Origin of the sequence: Streptomyces violascens, assembly GCF_014649955.1 — a bacterium.
Taxonomy (GTDB): Bacteria; Actinomycetota; Actinomycetes; order Streptomycetales; family Streptomycetaceae; genus Streptomyces; species Streptomyces violascens.
Window position 1 is genome coordinate 35,007 of the sequence record NZ_BMUA01000014.1, and the last position, 19,421, is coordinate 54,427.

The following is a 19,421-nucleotide window of genomic DNA, read 5'->3' on the forward strand; positions in this document are numbered from 1 at the left end:
ATGACCGCCACGCCCACCGCCGCAGCGACCCCGCCGGCCCCGCACCTCGCGGGCAACTTCGCCCCGGTCGCCGAGGAGCTGACCACGCACGAGCTGGAAGTGACCGGCTCCATACCGCCCGAGCTGACCGGCTGGTACGTCCGCAACGGGCCCAACCCGCAGGACGCCGCCTCCGCCCACTGGTTCTTCGGCGACGGAATGGTGCACGGCGTCCGGCTCGAAGGCGGCAGGGCTCGCGCCTACCGCAACCGCTGGGTGCGTACGTCGACCTTCACCGACGGGGCCCGGGTGCACGACCGGCAGGGCAACACCGACTTCACCGCCGGGTCCGCCAACACCCATGTGGTCCGCCACGCCGGCCGCACCCTGGCCCTGGTTGAGTCGTCCTTCCCGTACGAACTGGACTGCCGGCCCGGGCACGAGCTGGAGACGCTGGGCGCGTACGACTTCGGCGGCCGCCTCAGCACCGCGATGACCGCCCACCCCAAGACCTGCCCGGCCACCGGAGAGCTGCATTTCTTCGGATACGGGACGGCCGAGCCGCCCCATCTCACCTACCACCGGGCCGACGCCAAGGGTGCGTTGGTGGTGAGCCGGCCGGTGGAGGTGCCGGGGGCGACGATGATGCACGATTTCCACCTCACCGCCTCCCATGTGGTGTTCATGGATCTGCCCGCCGTCTTCGACCCGGAGACGGCGATGCGGCCCGGCGGCGGGCTGCCCTACCGCTGGGACGCGGAGTACGGGGCGCGGCTCGGCGTGCTGCGCAGGGACGACCCGTACGGAGAGGTGCGGTGGCTGACGGTCGACCCCTGCTACGTCTTCCACGCGCTGAACGCGTACGACGAGCCGGGTGACGGCGCCGGGCGCGGGGAGCGGATCGTGCTGCACGTCGTGCGGTACGAGCGGCTGGGGGCGCGCGGGGCCACCCTGTGGAAGTGGACGCTGGACCTGGCGACGGGCGTGGCCGGGGAGGAGCAGCTCGACGACCAGGCGTGCGAGTTCCCCCGGATCGACGACCGGCTGGCCGGGCTCGATGCCGGGTTCGGGCACGTCACGGTGGCGCGGACGCCGTCCTCGGGGCCGGTATCGGGGGCACTGCTCCGGTACGACCTGAGGACGGGGGCGGTGGCACGGCACGACTTCGGGGCGGGGCGGGCTCCGGCGGAGGCGGCGTTCGCCCCGGCGGACGACCGGCCGGGCGGGCCGGGGTGGCTGCTCAGCTATGTGTACGACGCCGCCAGGGACGCCAGTGATCTCGTCGTCCTGGACGCGGACGACCTCGCGGCACCGCCGGTCGCGACGGTCCATCTTCCGCAGCGCGTGCCGTTCGGCTTCCACGGCAACTGGCTCGCCGATCGGTGACCGGAATCGAGCAAGGAGTGACCGCAATCACCTTATTGAGGACCCCAGTTGGGTTTGTTCCACAGCGAAGTCGCGTTATCCACAGGCAATTTGACAGCGCTGTGGACAAGTCAAGCCCTATAAAGGAGCTTTGAGTAAATAAGTTCCCCTATGGGCTATTTGGTGGTGTGGATGGTCGGTCCCTATGCCGTGTTGAGAGGGACAGGGCATCCATGGCGCGAGCCTGTACCTCTCGTTCGGTGGCAGCTGTGATGAACGCGGCGACATTGTCGGGGCCCACCAGGTCCTGAACCGCCCTGACCGTCTCGGCGGGGAGAGGCACCGGGCCGGGGTCCGGGGTGACGGGAGTGGCGGCCGGGGTGCCCAGGTGCTTCTGGAGGTGGCGGGTCGCGAACAGGCGCATCGCGCGGGCCAGTTCGGCATCCACGGTCTGCTGGGCCAGCGGGCGCAGGCGGCGCACCAGATCGGCCGCCTCGGCTGCCTCGGTGTCGGTCGGGGGGTGGTGGCCCAGGTAGCGGGCGAAGACGTGTTCCGTGGTGAAGTCGAGGAAGCGGGCCGCGATGTGTTCGACCTGACCGCGCAGCTCGCGCAGATGCCCCGAGATGGCGTCGAGCGGCACCCCGGCGGCATGCAACTCGGCGGCCACCGCCAGCTCTTGGGGGCTGGGAACGAGGAACTCGGCGTCGTTGTCCGGGATACGCACCAGGATGCCGAGCTCCACCGCTTCGGCGACGGCCTTGTCGTCGGGGTTGCCGCCGAACGTCTCGTCGAGATCGGCGCGGGAGATCCGGGCGGCCTCCTCGTCCGTCCAGGGCCCGCTGACCTCGGCGACCAGGCCGAGCACGCCGCCGAGCCCCCGCCCGGCGTCCCAGGCCTCCAGGAGTTCCTTGATGGAGGCCAGGGTGTAGCCGCGGTCGAGGAGGTCGGCGATCTGGTGCAGCCGGGCCAGGTGGGTGTCGCCGTACACATTGGACCGGCCGCGCCGCTCGGGCCGGGGGAGCAGGCCCCGGTCCTGGTAGGCGCGGATGGTGCGGACCGTGGCGCCGCTGGCGTGCGCCAGGTCCTCGATCCGGTACTCGGCCGGCGTCGCCGCCGGCGCCACCTGCTGAAGTGCTGACTGCCCGGACAAACCCACTCCCTCTACCCCAGGGCGGCGCGGCCCGCCGCGCCCGCCGCCGCTCGGGCCGCCGGCGAGGTCGCGAGGTATTCGACGGCCTTGCGCAGGGAGCCCTCCTGCGAGGGATGGTACGACCGGCGGAAGTAGCGGGGTATGGCCGAGCCCAGCTCCTTCCAGGTGGGCAGCAGACCGCGGCGTACGGCCCGGTTGTGCTCACGCAGCGAGTAGCGCATCCGGCCCGCGAGCCGGGGGTCGTGCCGCATCAGATAGGAGGCGCCCCACACCCACAGCCACAGCAGCACCGGGGCGACGACCGCCATGCCCTCGACGCGGCGGGCGTAGCGGGGCAGGCCCGTGCCGCCGCAGTGCTGGTACATGTCGAAGGCCACCGCCCGGTGCTCGACCTCCTCCGCGCCGTGCCAGCGCAGCAGATCGAGCATGACCGGGTCCGCGCCGGCCCGGTCCAGGCCCTCGGCGTGCAGCACCCAGTTGCCGAGGACCGCCGTGAACTGCTCGATCGCGGCGATCAGCGAGAGCCGGAAGCGCAGCCACTCCTGGGTCGGTATCGGCGCCCCGAACGGCGGCGCCTCGCCGAGCAGCTTCTCGAAGAGGAAGTCGACGTGCCGGGTGTAGGCCTCGGTGCCGAGCCGCTGATGCGCCAAGTGGTCCAGTACATACGCGTGTTGGACGCTGTGGGTGGCCTCCTGGCCCATGAACCCCTTGACGTCCTTGAGTAGCACCGGGTCGTCGACCAGCGGCAGGGCTTCCTTGAACACCTTCACGAACCAGCGCTCGCCCGCCGGGAGCAGCAGGTGCAGCACATTGATGACGTGGGTGGCGGTGGGCTCGTCCGGTATCCAGTGCAGCGGTGTCCCGTCCCAGTCGAACGAGACCCGGCGCGGGGCTATCCGGTAGTGCTCCTCGCTCTTCGTGCCTTCTCGGCGCTCCGTACTCACAGCGGCGGCTCCAATCGGGCGATCGCGCGCAGCATCCTCGGTGTGAAGCGGGACATGAGGTGCGCGCCCCGTGCCTCGGGCGTCACCGGCACCACGGCCTGGTTCTTCACCACGGCGCGCAGGATCGCCGAAGCGACCTTCTCCGGCGGGAAGTTGCGCAGCCCGTACAGGCGGGAGGTCTTCTTCTGGAGGCGCTTCTCCTCCTTGGCGTCCGTCCCGGCGAAGTGCGTGGTCGAGGTGATGTTGGTGTTGATGAGGCCCGGGCAGATCGCCGAGACTCCGATTCCCTGACCCGCCAGTTCGGCACGCAGGCACTCGCTGAGCATCAGCACCGCGGCCTTCGACGTGCTGTACGCGGGCAGCGCCCGGGACGGCTGATAGGCGGCGGCGGACGCGGTGTTGACGATGTGGCCGCCCTGGCCGCGCTCGGCCATCTGCTTGCCGAAGATGCGGCAGCCGTGGATGACGCCCCACAGATTGACGTCGAGGACCTTCTTCCAGTCCTCTGCCGTGGTGTCGAAGAATGAGCCCGAGAGCCCGATCCCGGCGTTGTTGACCAGGACGTCGACGACGCCGTACTCGGTGGCGACCTTCTCGGCGAGCTTCTCCATCGCCTGCTCGTCGCTGACGTCGACGGCCTCGCCCCAGGCCTCGGGCGCGCCGATCAGCCGGGACATCTCCGCGGTCCGCGCCGCCCCCTCGGCATCCCGGTCCACGGCGACGATCCGCGCCCCGGCCTCGGCGAACGCGAAGGCCGTGGCCCGGCCGATACCGCTCGCCGCCCCCGTGACCAGCACCAGCTGGCCGCCGAACCGGTCGGCGTACGGGCCGGTCGCGACGGTGTCCCTGGCCGGTGTGCCGTCCTCGTTGGCGCGCACGAACTCGCTGATCCAGGCGGCCAGTTGGTCCGGCCGGGTGCGCGGAATCCAGTGCTTGGCGGGGAGGGTGCGGCGGATCAGCCGGGGTGCCCAGTGCTCCAGTTCGGCGTACAGCTTCGGCGACAGGAACGCGTCGTCGAGCGGCGTGATCAGCTGGACGGGCACATGGGCGTACGCGTCGGGGCGCGGGCGGCGCAGCCGGGCGCGGACGTTGTCCCGGTAGAGCCAGGCGCCGTGCGCCGCGTCCTGCGCGAGGGAGGCCGTGGGGTAGCCGTCGGCGGGCACGTTCTCCAGGCGCTGGAGCATCTTGGGCCAGCGCTTGCCGAGCGGCCCGCGCCAGGCCAGCTCGGGCAGGACAGGGGTGTGCAGCATGTACACGTACCAGGACTTGGCGCCCTGGCCGAGCAGCTGGCCCACCTTGCGCGGGGTGGGGCGGCTCATCCGGTTCTTGATCCAGTGCCCGAAGTGGTCGAGCGAGGGACCGGACATCGAGGTGAAGGACGCTATGCGGCCCTCGGTGCGCTCGACGGTCGCGAATTCCCAGCCCTGCACCGAACCCCAGTCGTGGCCGACCAGATGGACCGGCCGGTCCGGGCTCACCGCGTCCGCGACCGCCAGGAAGTCGTCCGTAAGCTTCTCCAGCGTGAACCCGCCGCGCAGCGGGGCCGGCGCCGTGGAGCGGCCGTGCCCGCGGACGTCGTACAGCACCACGTGGAAGCGCTCGGCCAGCCGCTCGGCGACCTCGGACCACACCTCCTTGCTGTCCGGGTAGCCGTGCACCAGGAGCACGGTCGGCTGGGACTCGTCGCCCAGTTCCGCCACGCACAGCTCCACGCCGCCGGTCCGCACCCAGCGCTCGCGCGCTCCCTCGATGTCCACGCTCGTCACGCTCACGCCGCCTTCTCCTCGGCCCAGCGCCGCACATGCGGCAGGTCGTCGTCCAGCCAGAACGCGCTCTGCTCCGGGTCCCTGGAGTCGGTGACGACCAGGATCTCCTCGAACTTCGCGCCCGTACCCCGGAAGCCGAGGTGCGGCTCGACCGCCCACAGCCCCGGCCGCGGCGGGTGGTCGGAGAACTTGTAGGGGGACCACAGCGGTGACCAGCCGTCCCGGTGGCCGTGCACCGCGTCGCTCGCCAGGCCCTTCAGCGCCTGGGTGCCGAACCCGAACACGTTCGGCGACCAGCGGCGCTCCTTCACCCGGTCGATCTTGTGAGCGATCACGCCGAACGGATAGGCGCGGTGCCGGTTGGCGTAGCCCTGGCGGACCATGAGCCGGTCCACGTCCTCGTAGATCTCGCGCAGCGGCCGTTTCTCGCGCACCTCGCGCAGGATCAGCTCGCGATGCGCCTCCAGGTCGGCGAGCAGCCGGTTGTGCACCGGGTTCAGCCCGAGGCAGCCCGAGTAGCCGATGTCCGCGGTGAAGCCCTTGTAGACCGGGGCCATGTCGAGGATGAAGGGCATCCCCGCCTCCAGGCGCCGGTTGGTGGGGAAGAACTGCAGCGGGATGCGGAAGTGCACGAACGCCGTGCGGTCGCCGAACCAGGCGAAGGGCAGGTGGAACCAGTCCCGCACGCCCCGCTCGCGCAGCCAGTCCCGCTGCATCCGCGCGGCCTCCCGCTCGGTCACCCCCGGCTTGAGCTGCGCGGCCACCGCTTCCGCGCACTCGTACGCGAGGCTCTGTACTTCCCTGAACCCGCGCAGCCGCGTGTCGGGTTCAGCCTTCAGTGCCGATGGCATCCGTCCACCCCTGTCGCCCTACGCGTGCGTAACTTGACACTGATGAATGTGACAATGCCCGGCGGCTGCGTCAAGGGTCCTGCGCAAGGCTGTGGACAACGGGCCGGTTGTGGACAACTCCGTCCCTCGCGGCAGCGACCCCATCAGCCTCACGTACGGGTTCCCCTACGGGCCCGTACCTCTGGAGTCGGACATGGATCCAGCCGTCTGGGCTGACGATTCGTGTGGCCTGCGCCACTACCGTCGATGACGTGACTGTGATCGCGACCGAAAGCCTGAGCAAGCGGTTCCCCAGGGTGACCGCGCTTGACCGGCTCTCGTTGGACATCGGCCCCGGCGTGACCGGGCTGGTGGGCGCCAACGGAGCCGGCAAGTCCACGTTGATCAAGATCCTTCTGGGTCTCTCGCCCGCCACGGAGGGGACCGCCGCCGTGCTCGGCCTGGACGTTGCCACCAGCGGCAGCGCCATCCGGGAGCGGGTGGGCTACATGCCGGAGCACGACTGCCTGCCCCCCGACGTCTCGGCCACCGAGTTCGTCGTGCACATGGCGCGCATGTCGGGCCTGCCGGCCACCGCGGCCCGCGAGCGAACCGCCGACACGCTGCGCCACGTGGGCCTCTACGAGGAGCGCTACCGGCCGATCGGCGGCTACTCGACCGGCATGAAGCAGCGGGTCAAGCTCGCCCAGGCGCTCGTCCACGACCCCCAGCTGGTCCTCCTCGACGAGCCGACCAACGGCCTGGACCCGGTCGGCCGCGACGAGATGCTCGGCCTGATCCGCCGCATCCACACCGACTTCGGCATCTCGGTCCTGGTCACCTCGCACCTCCTGGGCGAGCTGGAGCGCACCTGCGACCACGTGGTCGTCATCGACGGCGGCCAGCTGCTCCGCTCCAGTTCCACCAGCGACTTCACGCAGACCACCACCACCCTCGCGGTCGAGGTCACCGACTCCGACAGCCACCCCGACGGCACGGAGGCGGTCCGCAAGGCGCTCGCCGCGGCCGGGCTCACGCTGCACGCGGGCGTCGAGGACGGACTGCCCGGCGCCGGCCACATCCTCCTCGTCGAGGCCACCGGCGAGGACACCTACGACACGGTCCGCGACACCGTGGCCCACCTCGGCCTCGGTCTCGTACGGATGGAACAGCGCCGTCACCACATCGCCGAGGTATTCCAGACCCCGGCGCAGGAGCCGGTCTCCGAACGCGCCGCCGCATGGGCAGCCACCGCGGCCGGCGCCGAGCAGAAGGGAGCCGGCCGCGATGGCAACTGACAGCGCCCAGACCCAGATCCACAACATCGGCTACCGCAACTACGACGGGCCGCGCCTGGGCCGGGCCTACGCCCGCCGCTCGCTCTTCTCGCAGTCCCTGCGCGGGGCGTACGGCCTGGGCCGCAGCGCCAAGTCCAAGGTTCTGCCGATGCTGCTGTTCGCGGTGATGTGCGTGCCCGCGGCCATCATGGTCGCGGTCGCCGTCGCCACCAAGGCCAACGACCTGCCGGTGCAGTACACGCGGTACGCGATCTTCCTTCAGGCCGTCATCGGCCTGTTCATCGCGGCCCAGGCACCCCAGACCGTCTCGCGCGACCTGCGCTTCAAGACGGTGCCGCTGTACTTCTCGCGGCCGATCGAGCGCCTCGACTACGTCCTGGCCAAGTTCGCCGCCATGGCCTCGGCCCTGTTCATCATCACCGGCGCGCCCCTGGTGGTGCTGTACATCGGCTCCCTGCTCGCCAAACTCGACTTCGCGGACCAGACCAAGGGGTTCGCCCAGGGGCTGGTCTCAGTGGCACTGCTCTCCCTCCTCTTCGCCGGACTCGGCCTGGTCATCGCCGCGTTGACGCCGCGCCGCGGCTTCGGAGTGGCCGCCGTCATCGCCGTCCTGACGGTCTCCTACGGTGCCGTCTCCGCCGTCCAGGCCATCGCCTTCAACCAGGGCTCCCCCGGGGCGGTCCAGTGGCTCGGCCTGTTCTCCCCCATCACGCTCATCGACGGCGTACAGACCGCGTTCCTCGGAGCGAGCTCCAACTTCCCCGGTGGCCACGGCCCGGGATCCGGAACCGGAGCGGTCTACCTGCTCGTCGTCCTCGCGCTCATCTACGGCTCGTACGCCGTCCTGATGCGCCGCTACCGGAAGGTCGGGCTGTGACCACCATCGACATCGACCACACCTCACGCTGGTTCGGCAACGTGGTGGCGGTCAACGACGTCACCATGACGATCGGCCCCGGTGTGACCGGACTGCTCGGCCCCAACGGCGCCGGAAAGTCCACCCTCATCAACATGATGGGCGGTTTCCTCGCCCCGTCCACGGGAACGGTCACGCTCGACGGCGAGCAGATCTGGCGCAACGAGTCCGTCTACAAGAAGATCGGCATCGTCCCCGAGCGGGAAGCCATGTACGACTTCCTCACGGGCCGCGAATTCGTCGTCGCCAACGCCGAGTTGCACGGCCTGGGCGCCCGCGAGGCCGGCCAGGCGCTCGCCACGGTCGAGATGGAGTACGCACAGGACCGCAAGATCCAGACGTACAGCAAGGGCATGCGCCAGCGCGTCAAGATGGCCTCCGCCCTCGTCCACAACCCGTCGGTGCTGCTGCTCGACGAGCCGTTCAACGGCATGGACCCGCGCCAGCGCATGCAGCTGATGAACCTGCTGCGCCGGATGGGAGCCGAGGGCCGCACGGTCCTGTTCTCCTCCCACATCCTCGAAGAGGTCGAGCAACTCGCCTCGCACATCGAGGTCATCGTGGCCGGACGGCACGCGGCCAGCGGCGACTTCCGCAAGATCCGCCGCCTGATGACGGACCGCCCGCACCGCTATCTGATCCGCTCCAGCGACGACCGCGCGCTGGCCGCGGCGCTGATCGCCGACCCGTCGACCGCCGGGATCGAGGTGGACCTCAAGGAGGGCGCGCTGCGCATCCAGGCCGTCGACTTCGGCCGGTTCACCACGCTGCTCCCGCAGGTCGCCCAGGCCAACGGCATCCGCCTGCTGACGGTCTCGCCCTCCGACGAGTCCCTCGAATCCGTCTTCTCCTACCTCGTAGCGGCCTGAGCGCCTCCAGAAAGGAGCGGTGACGTTCCCATGTACAACCCGACCGTCGCCCGGCTCACCTACCGGGCTCTGCTCGGCCGCCGCCGGGCCGCCATTCTCTTCGTCCTGCCCGCCCTGCTGATCGTGATCTCGGTGGCCGTACGGTCCTTCAGCGGGGCCGACGACCAGGTCGCCGCCGACCTCCTCGGCAGTTTCGCGCTGGCCACGATGGTGCCGCTGATCGGTGTCATCGCCGGCACCGGAGCGATCGGCCCCGAGATCGACGACGGCTCGATCGTCTACTTGCTGGCCAAGCCGGTGAAGCGCTCGACGATCATCTTCACCAAGCTGATCGTCGCGATCGCCGTGACGATGGCGTTCTCCGCGATCCCCACACTGATCGCAGGGTTCATCCTGAACGGCAACGGCCAGCAGATCGCGATCGCCTACACCGTGGCCGCCCTGGTCGCCTCCATCGCGTACGCCGCGGTGTTCCTGCTGCTCGGCACCGTCACCCGGCACGCCGTGGTCTTCGGCCTGGTGTACGCGCTGGTCTGGGAGTCGCTGTTCGGCAACCTGGTACCGGGCGCGCGCACCCTGAGCGTCCAGCAGTGGTCGCTCGCCCTGGCCCAGAAGATCGGCGAGAACGACGTGATCTCCTCCGACGTGGGCCTGCCGCTCGCGGTAGTCCTCCTGGTCGGCGTGACCGTGGCAGCCACCTGGTACGCGGGCCAGAAGCTGCGCACCCTGAAACTGGCCGGGGAGGAGTGACGGGGGTTTCCCGGACGGGGGCCGTGCCCGGCGACATCAACTCGTCGCCGGGCACGGCCTGTTGTGCGGAGGGGGCGGATACTTCCGGCCCGGCTACCTCCGGCGCTTGCGCCCCGGGTGCGGGGGATGCGGGAGCCGCCGCCGGATGTCGGCGACGTCCTCGGAGAGATCCGTGAGCCGGACGCTCATGGCGCCGACCACGCGGTTGGTGGTGTCGAGCCGACGGTCTACGGATTCCAGCCGCCGGTCCATGGATTCGCCCCGATGGTCCATGGCTTCCAGCCGCCGGTCCATCGTGTCCATCCGGTGATCCATCGTCTCCAGGCGGTGATCCATCGCCGCCATCCGATGGTCCATCGATTCCAGCCGAACCGACATCCGCCTCAGTACCGGCCCGAGCTCCTGGAGCGCGGGCCCGATCTGAGCCATGGAGCCCTCCAGGTTGGTGACCCGCCGGTCCAGACCGTCGTAGCGGGGGTCGCTCGCGACGGCGGCCCGATGGAGCTCCTCGGTGTCGAGGAGATAGGTACGCACACACCGCGCCACTTCGCTGTCGCGAAGAAGCATGGCTATGTTGAGGACGGCTCGGCGGGTGAAAACCCGGAGGTGCGAGCGGCCCTGTGGATAACTTTCGGGGGTGTCATTGGGGGCCTCGGATGACGTGGTCATCTTGACCACGTCATCGATGCGCAGTTCATCGCCGCCAAGAGTGATCATTCCGTTGCTGGTGAGCTCTTCGCGGTGTCGCCTGACGAGGCTATGCACAGCCTCCTTGTGGACAACGAAGTACTGGGCGACCCCCTCGGTGGTCACGTGCAGCCCATCAGGTAGCAGCTGCAACGCCTTGACCTTCTCCAGGACGTCGACACGTCCCAGGTGGTCGGTGCGCAGGGTGCGCGATTCGAGCAGGGCGACTTCGGATGGCATGGTCCGGCCTTCCGTTCATGGTCGGTGGTGCATGACTTGGACGCCCTGTCCCCGGGCTACAGGGGTGGAGGTCCGCTCATCTACGCCACTGACTCAATGACCGGTTCTCGTACAGCGACCGGCAATCCTCAAATTCACGAGAGCTACGACGCCACTACTCCAGTTGCCTCCACGCACGTTGGACAACGAGCGGACTTTCGTACAGGTCACGCATCCAGGGAACACGTGTTGGGAACAAACGTTTCGGCGCGCTGTTCGGGCTGAGCCGAACCCGGTCAGGCACCCCATCCTGCCGGCCCGCCCAGACCGCCGGGCCCGCCCGGCCTCGCCTAAACCGTCCGGTCCCGCGCCGCGAACAGCCCCACCGCCAGCGCCGCCGCGCACACGCCGAGGACCAGGGCGATCGGTACGGTCCAGCCGCCCGTCGCCTGGTGGACCGCGCCCGCTGCGATGGGACCGGCCGCGGCCAGCAGGTAGCCGATCGTCTGGGCCATGCCGGACAGCTGGGCCGCCGTCCGCGCGTCGCCCGAGCGCAGCACGATCAGGGTGAGTGCCAGGCCCACCGCGCCGCCCTGCCCGATGCCGAGGACCGCCGCCCACAGCCAGGCGCCGCTCACGGGGGCGACCATCAGGCCCGCGTAACCGGCCGCGACCAGCGAGGTGACCAGGACGATCAGCGGGCGCTGGCTGCGCATGCGGCCGGCCAGGAGCGGCACGCCGAACGCGCCGGCCACCTGGATCAGGTTGTTGAACGCGAAGATCACGCCCGCTGTGGAGCGGCTCATCCCGTGGTCCGTGAAGATCGTCGGCATCCAGGCGATCAGCACGTACGACCACAGCGACTGGAGCCCCATGAAGAGGGTGACCTGCCAGGCCAGCGGCGAGCGCCACACGCTCTTCCCGGCGGCAGAGGAGGCCGAGGACGTCGCTGTCCGTACCTCATGGCCCGTACGGCCGCGGGCGATCAGGACCTGCGGCAGCCAGGCCACCGCCGCGAGGACCGCGAGCAGCGACCACACCGCCAAGGAGGCTTCCCAGCTGCCGCCGAACGCCTTCTCCAGCGGCACCGACGAAGCCGCAACCAGCGTCGCGCCCGCGATCATCGCGCCGGTGTAGACCGACGTCATGGACGCCGCCTTGTCCGGGAAGTCCCGCTTGATCAGGCCCGGCATCAGCACGTTGAGCAGGGCTATCGCCGTGCCGACGAGTACGCCTCCGCCGTACAGCGCCACCGTCGACGGGGCGACGCGCACCAGGATGCCGACGGCCAGGAGCAGCAGGGCGGACAGCAGCACCGGCTCGCTCCCGAAGCGGCGGGCCAGCCAGGGCGCCACCAGCGCGCCGAGCCCCAGGAAGAGCACCGGCACCGAGGTCACCAGGCTGCTCGCCGTCGAGGACAGGCCGAACGACTGGCTGATCTCGCTCACCAGCGGCGACACGCTGGCCAGCGCGGCCCGCATGTTCAGCGACGCCAGCACGATCCCGACCAGCAGCACCACCGGATGCGCGAGCAGCGCCCGTCGCGCGGCGGCGCCCTGTGGCGACGGCCGTACGTCGGCCTCGGCATCGGGCAACAGCAGGCGATCAACATCCGGGCGTGACAAAACAGGCACCTTTCTCAACGAGTTCAGATTTCGGCTGGTTCAGATTTCGGGCGTCGGCCCGCCGTCCGGACGAACCTCACCCACTCCGCCGGGCCGCCACCGCCCGTACCGCCTCCAGCGGCTTGCGCAGCAGTTCGCGTACCGCCCGCTCGGCCGCCCCGGGGTCCCCGCTCTCGATCGCGTCGACCAGCGCCTCGTGCGTGTCGAGGTCGATCGGCGGCATCTCCTCGTCGCGCAGCGAGGTGATCAGGCTTTCGTGCACCTGCACCGAGAAGAACCGGTAGACCTCGATGAACGCGGGGTTGTGCGTGGCCTGTACGACGCCCATGTGGAACGCCATGTCGGCGTCGGCGGCGCGGTCGCCGTGTTCGCGCAGGGTCTGGAGTGCGCCGCGCAGGGCCACCATGTCGGCGGTGTCCCGGCGTTCGGCGGCGAGCCGGGCGGCCTCGGCCTCCAATGCGACGCGGAGTTCGAGTACGTCAAGGGCGTCGGCGGCCCGGATTCCCTGGAGGACCGCGGAGGGGTCGGCCGTGGAGCGGACGAATGTGCCGTTGCCCTGGCGGGATTCGAGCAGCCCGGCGTGCACCAGGACGCGTACTGCCTCGCGGACCGTGTTGCGGCCGACGGCCAGCTGCTCGGCGAGCTCGTGCTCGGTCGGAATCCGGTCGTCGACCGCCCACTCGCCGTTGGTCAGCTGGGCCTTCAGCTGATCGACCACGGCGTCCACCAGGGACTGCCGCCCTGCCGTACGAAGAGCCACGTCGCCCACTCCATTCACCCGGTTGCCCAGTCATCCTACAACTGACTTCACCCAGCCAACCCGCAGTCGTCCTACAACCGCCTCTCACTTGCTCCTCAGAGTTTCGCGGCATCATCTAGGGATGACGACGCTGCTCCACCGCGGCACCGAGCGCTCGCGGCCGGTCCGGTCCTGGCTGCGCTCCACCCCCGGGACGCACATCTGGCTGCTGATCATCGCCATCACCAGCCTCGTCATCCAGCTGTCCACCCAGGGCCTGGAGCGCTTCCTGCTGCACCGCAACAGCAGCAACATCCACGAGCTGACCCGGCACCCCGCGCAGTCCCTCTTCACCAGCGCGTTCTGGATCGAGAATCCGTCCTCGCTCCTGCTCTACCTGGTGCTCTTCGAGGTCGTCCACGGCACGGTGGAGCGCTGGCTCGGCACGCTGCGCTGGCTGTGCACGGTCGTCGTCGGGCATGTGGTGGCGACCTTGATCAGCCAGGAGTACGTGCTGTGGTCGATCCAGAACCAGCACCTGCCCAAGAGGCTCGCGCACGCCATGTCGCACGTCGTGGACATCGGCGTCAGCTACGGGCTCGCCGCGGCGGCGGGCATCCTCGTCTACAGGCTGCCGTACCCCTGGCGCTGGCTATACCTCGTAGGGGTGGTCGCGTTCTTCGGCATCCCGCTCGCCACCGGCGGTACGTTCACCGACCTCGGCCATGTGACCGCGCTCTCCATCGGCTTCGCCTGCTATCCGCTGACCCGGGGCGTGCCCACGCGAAAACCAGTGGCGGCCAACGACGGTGCCGGGCACAGTGGTTGAGGCAGCCGCACGCGGCAGACGCGGGCCCGCCGGACGGGGGAAAGAGCGAGACGAAGACGGTTCGTACAGGTCCGAAGAGGACCGTACGGACGAGTCCGTCGCGCTCCCGGCAGGGCCACGCGGGGCATCGGAGCAGCACCGACGACTCCGACGGGCCGACCGCGCGCGGCTGCCGGGGCGGCCGCTTCGAGCGCGCATCAGCGCGAGGCCGCCCCTCCTACATGGGTAAGGGGCGCCCGCAATGGCGGACGCCCCTTACCCATGCCCAACTCGTTCCCCAGGGGCGGCGTTTACTGCGTTTGCCCAGGACCGGACTTCAAAGCCTCGATTCCTCGAAGCTCCGCACCCTCGAAAACCCTCAACGCCTCAACGCCTCAAGGTCGCAACGCCTCTAACCCTCAGCGCTGAAGCAGCTGCTCCAGGACGACCGCGATGCCGTCGTCCTCGTTCGACGCGGTGATCTCGTGGGCCACGGCCTTCAGTTCGTCGTGGGCGTTGGCCATCGCCACGCCGTGCTGGGCCCAGCCGAACATCGGGATGTCGTTCGGCATGTCGCCGAACGCGATCGTGTCCGCGGCCTTGCAGCCGAGCCGGCGTGCGGCCAGCGAGAGCCCGGTGGCCTTGCTCAGGCCCAGCGGCAGCAGCTCCACGACACCCGCGCCCGCCATGACCACGTCCACCAGGCTGCCGACGACCTGCCGCGTGATCTTCGCCAGCGCGTCGTCGTCGTACCCGGGGTGCTGGATGTAGACCTTGTTCAGCGGCGCCGACCACAGCTCGGTGAGGTCCTCGAAGGACCGGACCGGCAGCGGGCCCTCCTGGACCTGGTAGCCGGGGCCGACCAGGACCTCCCCGTCGATGCCGTCACGGCTCGCGGCGAGCGCCAGCGGGCCGATCTCCGCCTCGACCTTGGACAGGGCGAGCCCGGCGAGCTGGCGGTCGAGCGTCACCGACGTAAGCAGCCGGTGCTCACCCGCGTGGTAGACCTGCGCGCCCTGGCCGCACACCGCGAGGCCCTCGTAGCCGAGGTCGTCGAGGATGTGCCGGGTCCAGGGCACGGACCGGCCGGTCACCACGATGTGCGCGGCGCCCGCCTCGGTGGCCGCGGCCAGCGCGTCACGGGTGCGCTGCGAGACCGACTCGTCGGAGCGCAGCAGCGTCCCGTCCAGGTCGGTCGCGATCAGCTTGTACGGGAACGCGCGCCCCACGGTGGTGCTCACTTGGAGATCGGCTCCAAGACCTCTCGGCCGCCGAGGTAGGGACGGAGCACGGCCGGGACCCGCACCGAGCCGTCGGCCTGCTGGTGGTTCTCCAGGATCGCCACGATGGTGCGCGGGACCGCGCACAGCGTGCCGTTCAGGGTGGCCAGCGGGGCGACCTTGCTCTTGCCGTCGGTGGTGTCCCGCATGCGGACCGACAGGCGCCGGGCCTGGAAGCCGTCGCAGTTGGACGCCGAGGTCAGCTCGCGGTACTTGCCCTGGGTCGGGATCCACGCCTCGCAGTCGAACTTGCGCGAGGCCGAGGCGCCGAGGTCACCGGTGGCGACGTCGATCACCTGGAAGGGCAGTTCCAGGGCGGTCAGCCACTGCTTCTCCCAGTCCAGGAGGCGCTTGTGCTCGCTCTCGGCGTCGTCCGGGTGGACGTAGGAGAACATCTCGACCTTGTCGAACTGGTGCACCCGGAAGATGCCCCGGGTGTCCTTGCCGTACGTACCGGCCTCGCGGCGGAAGCACGGCGAGAAGCCCGCGTAGCGCAGCGGCAGCTTGTCCGCGTCGATGATCTCGTCCATGTGGTACGCCGCGAGCGGGACCTCGGAGGTGCCGACCAGGTAGTAGTCGTCCTTCTCCAGGTGGTACACGTTCTCGGCGGCCTGGCCGAGGAAGCCGGTGCCCTCCATGGCGCGCGGGCGGACCAGCGCCGGCGTCAGCATGGGGATGAACCCGGCCTCGGTGGCCTGCGCGATCGCCGCGTTGACCAGGGCGAGCTCCAGGAGCGCGCCGACACCGGTCAGGTAGTAGAAGCGGGAGCCCGACACCTTGGCGCCGCGCTCGACGTCGATGGCGCCCAGCGCCTCACCGAGCTCCAGGTGGTCCTTGGGCTCGAAGCCCTCGGCGCCGAAGTCGCGGATGGTGCCGTGCGTCTCCAGGACGACGAAGTCCTCCTCGCCGCCGACGGGCACGTCCGTGTGGACGATGTTGCCGAGCTGGAGGAGCAGCTGCTTGGCCTGTTCGTCGGCCTCGTTCTGCGCGGCCTCCGCGGCCTTGACGTCGGTCTTGAGCTGCTCGGCCTTCTTCAGGAGCTCGGCGCGCTCGTCCGGCGTGGCCTTGGGGATGAGCTTGCCGAGCGACTTCTGCTCGGAGCGCAGCTCGTCGAAGCGGAGGCCCGAGGACCTGCGCAGCTCGTCGGCGGAGAGCAGGGCGTCGACGAGGGCGACGTCCTCTCCACGGGCGCGCTGGGAGGCGCGAACACGGTCGGGGTCCTCACGGAGCAGGCGAAGGTCAATCACCCCTCCAGGCTACCGGTGCGGACTCCCGGCACCCCACCGGATATCCCTCGCGCCGCCATCAGCGCGGCATTTTGTCCCAATTGACCGAATTGGGCAATCCGGTCCGGGAATTTCCGCGGCGGGCTCCCGGTGGCTGTCAATGAAATTGCCACTATCCCCCGAAAAGAGGCGCTTTCCGGACCGCCGTTGACCGACTCCCTTGTGATGCACAGGAGTTGTCCACAGAAGCGCACACCCCCGGAAACTTATCCACAGGCTGTGCGGTGGGTCTGTGGACTGCGGAAGGGATCGTTCCGAAAGCCGCATGCAGGACCGAGGTTTCCCCTCTCAAACCCGTTCCACACACTCATTCGGGTGGGAATTGCTCGCTCTAAAGAGTTGATCAATGGAATTGAGGTGACAGAGGATGTCCTGGCGGCCTGTGGACTGATGTGTCGTCACTACAGGGATTTGTCGACTGTGTCCGGTTGTGTTGTCGACTTACCCACAGGTCGAGAAGCAGGCCTGTGGATAACTTTGTGGACAACGAAAATCAGCAGGTAGGACCAGCCGCCGGGCCGGGTGGGGGCTGGGGACAGTGCCGCCGCAGGCCCCTGTGGTCCTGGCTTACGCGCGGCCGTCCTGGCAGCGGGCCAGCCACTCCGCCGCCTCGACGAACTCCGCGTCCGAGGTCCCCGCCCGCAGCGCCCGTACGTCGTCGAGCGTCACCTCGGCGCGCGGGTACGAGCCGAGGAAGCGCACCTCGGGGCAGATCCGCCGCAGGCCCATCAGCGCCTCCCCCACCCGGCGCTCCGAGATGTGGCCCTCGGCGTCGATGGCGAAGCAGTAGTTGCCGATGCCCTGCCCGGTCGGCCGGGACTGGAGCAGCATCAGGTTGACCCCGCGCACCGAGAACTCCTGGAGCAGTTCGAGGAGGGCGCCCGGGTGGTCCTCGCGCTGCCACAGCACCACCGAGGTCTTGTCCGCGCCGGTCGGCGCCGCCGGGCGGGCCGGGCGGCCGACGAGCACGAAGCGGGTCTGCGCGTTGACCGCGTCGTGGATGTCGGTGATCAGCGGTTCCAGGCCGTACGTCGCCGCCGCGAACTCGCCCGCGAACGCCGCGTCGTAGCGGCCCTCCTGGACGAGGCGGGCGCCGTCGGCGTTGGAGGCGGACGACTCCCAGAGCGCCTCCGGCAGATTGGCCTTCAGCCAGTTGCGGACCTGGGGCTGGGCGGCCGGGTGGGCGGTCACCGTCTTGATGTCCGCCAGCGTCGTCCCCGGGCGTACGAGCAGCGCGAACTTGATGGAGAGCAGCACCTCGCGGTAGATCATCAGCGGCTCGCCCGAGACCAGCTCGTCCAGGGTGGTGGTGATGCCGCCCTCCACCGAGTTCTCGATCGGGACCAGGGCCGCGGCCGCCTCCCCGCTGCGTACCGCGTCCAGGGCGGCCGGCACGGACACCATCGGGACCAGTTCGCGGGTCGCGGCCTCGGGGAGCGTGCGCAGGGCGGCCTCGGTGAACGTGCCCTCGGGACCCAGATAGGTGTATCGCGTGGCGGACATGCACGTCACACTAATGGCCCGAAGTCACCGGCACCCACCGCTCGGGGCGACCGGGCCCACCCCGCGGCCCGCTCACGGCGAACCGTTCCGCCGGGCGTCCCGGCCCACCTCTGCCGGGCCCCGCTCACGACTCCAGCAGCTGCTGCCCCACGTACTCGCCGGCCCGCGGTCCGCCCGGTACCGCGAACAGGCCGCTCGCCTCGTGCCGCAGGAACGGCGACAGCGCGTCCCCCCGGTCGAGCTTGCGCTGCACCGGTACGAAGCCCTTGACCGGGTCGGCCTGCCAGGCGACGAAGAGCAGGCCCGCGTCCGGGGTCCCGTCCGCCGCGATGCCGTCGTGGTACGAGAACGCGCGCCGCAGCATGGCCGCGCCGCCGTTCTGCTCGGGGGCGGCGATGCGGGCGTGGGCGTTCTCCGGGATGACCAGCTTGCCGTCCGGGCCGAACTTGTCGAGCTGCATCTTCGTCGTCTCCGTACCCCCCGAAAGAGGGGCGCCGTTCGACTTCTTGCGGCCGATCACCTGCTCCTGCTCGGTGAGCGGCAGCTTCTCCCAGGTGTCCAGGAGCATCCGGATCCGGCGCACGACCGCGTACGAGCCGCCCGCCATCCATGCGGGCTGCGCGGTGTCCGGCACGAAGATGCGCTGATCGAAGTCGGCGTCGGAGGGCTTGGGGTTGCCGGTGCCGTCGATCTGGCCCATCAGATTGCGGGCGGTCATCGGCTTCTGGGTGGCGCCCGGGGTGCGGTTGAAGCCGTTCATCTGCCAGCGCACCTTCGCCGCGGAGCCCGCGTCCTGCTGGATCGCGCGCAGCGCGTGGAAGGCGACCAGGGCGTCGTCCGAGCCGATCTGCACCCACAGGTCGCCGTTCGAGCGCTTGGGGTCGAGCTGATCGGAGGAGAAGTCGGGCAGCGGGTCCAGCTGTGCGGGGCGCCGGTCGGCCAGCTGCGTGCGGTCGAAGAAGCTGGCGCCGAAGCCGAAGGTGACTGTCAGCGAGGAGGGGCCCGCGTCCAGGGCCACGCCGGTGTCGCCGCTGCTCGCGGGCTCGCCCGCCATCAGGGACTTGGCCGTCGCCGACCAGCGCCGCATCAGCGCGGCCGCCTCCTTGCGCCCGGCGCCGGGGGCCAGGTCGAAGGCGATCAGATGGCCGGTGGACTGAAGCGGAGTGGCGATCCCCGCTTGATGTTTCCCGTGAAACATCACCTCCGTGGAACCCACCGACGTCAACGGGCTTGTGCCGTCCGGCGATTCGACGGCCGCGTACACCCCGGCCCCGCCCGCCGCGCCAAGGGCCAGGCCCGCCACGCCGACTCCGCCGACGGTGCCGAGCAGCTTGCGGCGGGAGATGTCGAGGGTCGCCCCGGTGGCGGCGGCCGGAGCCCGATCGGAGTTCTTGGTCTCGCTCATGT

The 19,421-nt window shown here is 70.0% G+C and carries 17 protein-coding genes; 6 read left to right on the plus strand and 11 right to left on the minus strand.

All coding sequences use genetic code 11. From position 1 onward, the window contains the following. Entirely contained in the window at positions 1-1,365 is a 1,365-nt protein-coding gene (locus IE206_RS25100; RefSeq protein WP_189965774.1) for a carotenoid oxygenase family protein, read from the plus strand. Between the two features lie 148 nt (positions 1,366-1,513). Here IE206_RS25100 and IE206_RS25105 read toward each other — a convergent pair whose 3' ends face one another. The 4 genes from IE206_RS25105 to IE206_RS25120 are packed head-to-tail and all read right to left on the minus strand — an operon-like array spanning position 1,514 to position 6,055. Continuing rightward, positions 1,514-2,500: a MerR family transcriptional regulator gene (locus IE206_RS25105; RefSeq protein ID WP_373300979.1), complete on the minus strand. Its 987-nt coding sequence runs from the start codon at positions 2,498-2,500 to the stop codon at positions 1,514-1,516. A 5-nt stretch (positions 2,501-2,505) separates the two neighbouring features. Beyond that, positions 2,506-3,438, minus strand: coding sequence for a metal-dependent hydrolase (locus tag IE206_RS25110; protein WP_189965776.1), 933 nt, complete (start codon positions 3,436-3,438; stop codon positions 2,506-2,508). Then, the gene (locus IE206_RS25115) at positions 3,435-5,195 is read right to left on the minus strand and encodes an SDR family oxidoreductase (RefSeq protein WP_189966025.1); all 1,761 of its coding nucleotides are present in this window, start codon (positions 5,193-5,195) and stop codon (positions 3,435-3,437) included. The genes IE206_RS25110 and IE206_RS25115 overlap by 4 nt, the downstream gene beginning before the upstream one ends. 11 nt (positions 5,196-5,206) lie before the next feature. Then, positions 5,207-6,055 (minus strand): M24 family metallopeptidase, encoded by an 849-nt coding sequence (locus IE206_RS25120; protein WP_189965778.1) that lies wholly within the window; start codon positions 6,053-6,055, stop codon positions 5,207-5,209. 257 nt (positions 6,056-6,312) lie between these two features. On the opposite strand from IE206_RS25120, the gene IE206_RS25125 reads away from it, so the two are divergent. The 4 genes from IE206_RS25125 to IE206_RS25140 are packed head-to-tail and all read left to right on the plus strand — an operon-like array spanning position 6,313 to position 9,867. After that, entirely contained in the window at positions 6,313-7,332 is a 1,020-nt protein-coding gene (locus tag IE206_RS25125; protein ID WP_373300982.1) for an ABC transporter ATP-binding protein, read from the plus strand. Next, positions 7,322-8,209 (plus strand): ABC transporter permease, encoded by an 888-nt coding sequence (locus IE206_RS25130; protein ID WP_189965782.1) that lies wholly within the window; start codon positions 7,322-7,324, stop codon positions 8,207-8,209. The genes IE206_RS25125 and IE206_RS25130 overlap by 11 nt, the downstream gene beginning before the upstream one ends. Then, a complete protein-coding gene (locus IE206_RS25135) occupies positions 8,206-9,117 on the plus strand; it encodes an ABC transporter ATP-binding protein (protein ID WP_189965783.1) in 912 nt (303 codons plus the stop codon). The genes IE206_RS25130 and IE206_RS25135 overlap by 4 nt, the downstream gene beginning before the upstream one ends. A gap of 30 nt (positions 9,118-9,147) precedes the next feature. Next, complete coding sequence (locus tag IE206_RS25140; RefSeq protein WP_189965785.1) at positions 9,148-9,867, plus strand: ABC transporter permease; 720 nt, start codon at positions 9,148-9,150, stop codon at positions 9,865-9,867. Positions 9,868-9,960: 93 nt separating this feature from the next. Here IE206_RS25140 and IE206_RS25145 read toward each other — a convergent pair whose 3' ends face one another. From IE206_RS25145 to IE206_RS25155, 3 genes are all read right to left on the minus strand, one after another. Beyond that, complete coding sequence (locus IE206_RS25145; RefSeq protein WP_189965787.1) at positions 9,961-10,794, minus strand: hypothetical protein; 834 nt, start codon at positions 10,792-10,794, stop codon at positions 9,961-9,963. Positions 10,795-11,123: 329 nt separating this feature from the next. Further along, positions 11,124-12,368 carry a CynX/NimT family MFS transporter gene (locus tag IE206_RS25150; protein WP_189965788.1) on the minus strand — a complete coding sequence of 415 codons (1,245 nt, stop codon included), beginning with the start codon at positions 12,366-12,368 and terminating at the stop codon, positions 11,124-11,126. A 106-nt stretch (positions 12,369-12,474) separates the two neighbouring features. Continuing rightward, positions 12,475-13,158, minus strand: a complete 684-nt coding sequence (locus IE206_RS25155; RefSeq protein ID WP_189965791.1) for a FadR/GntR family transcriptional regulator — start codon at positions 13,156-13,158, stop codon at positions 12,475-12,477. Between the two features lie 121 nt (positions 13,159-13,279). Here IE206_RS25155 and IE206_RS25160 point away from each other — a divergent pair, with 121 nt between their 5' ends. Beyond that, positions 13,280-13,966, plus strand: a complete 687-nt coding sequence (locus tag IE206_RS25160) for a rhomboid-like protein (protein ID WP_189965792.1) — start codon at positions 13,280-13,282, stop codon at positions 13,964-13,966. A gap of 398 nt (positions 13,967-14,364) precedes the next feature. Here IE206_RS25160 and IE206_RS25165 read toward each other — a convergent pair whose 3' ends face one another. The 4 genes from IE206_RS25165 to efeB all read right to left on the minus strand — a co-directional run bounded on the left by IE206_RS25165 (position 14,365) and on the right by efeB (position 19,419). Beyond that, positions 14,365-15,186 (minus strand): HAD family hydrolase, encoded by an 822-nt coding sequence (locus tag IE206_RS25165; protein WP_226598981.1) that lies wholly within the window; start codon positions 15,184-15,186, stop codon positions 14,365-14,367. Continuing rightward, positions 15,183-16,472, minus strand: coding sequence for a serine--tRNA ligase (serS, locus tag IE206_RS25170; protein WP_189965793.1), 1,290 nt, complete (start codon positions 16,470-16,472; stop codon positions 15,183-15,185). The genes IE206_RS25165 and serS overlap by 4 nt, the downstream gene beginning before the upstream one ends. A 606-nt stretch (positions 16,473-17,078) precedes the next feature. After that, complete coding sequence (pheA, locus tag IE206_RS25175; RefSeq protein ID WP_053729810.1) at positions 17,079-18,014, minus strand: prephenate dehydratase; 936 nt, start codon at positions 18,012-18,014, stop codon at positions 17,079-17,081. Between the two features lie 124 nt (positions 18,015-18,138). Further along, positions 18,139-19,419, minus strand: coding sequence for an iron uptake transporter deferrochelatase/peroxidase subunit (efeB, locus tag IE206_RS25180; protein WP_189965794.1), 1,281 nt, complete (start codon positions 19,417-19,419; stop codon positions 18,139-18,141). Positions 19,420-19,421: the final 2 nt, after the last annotated feature.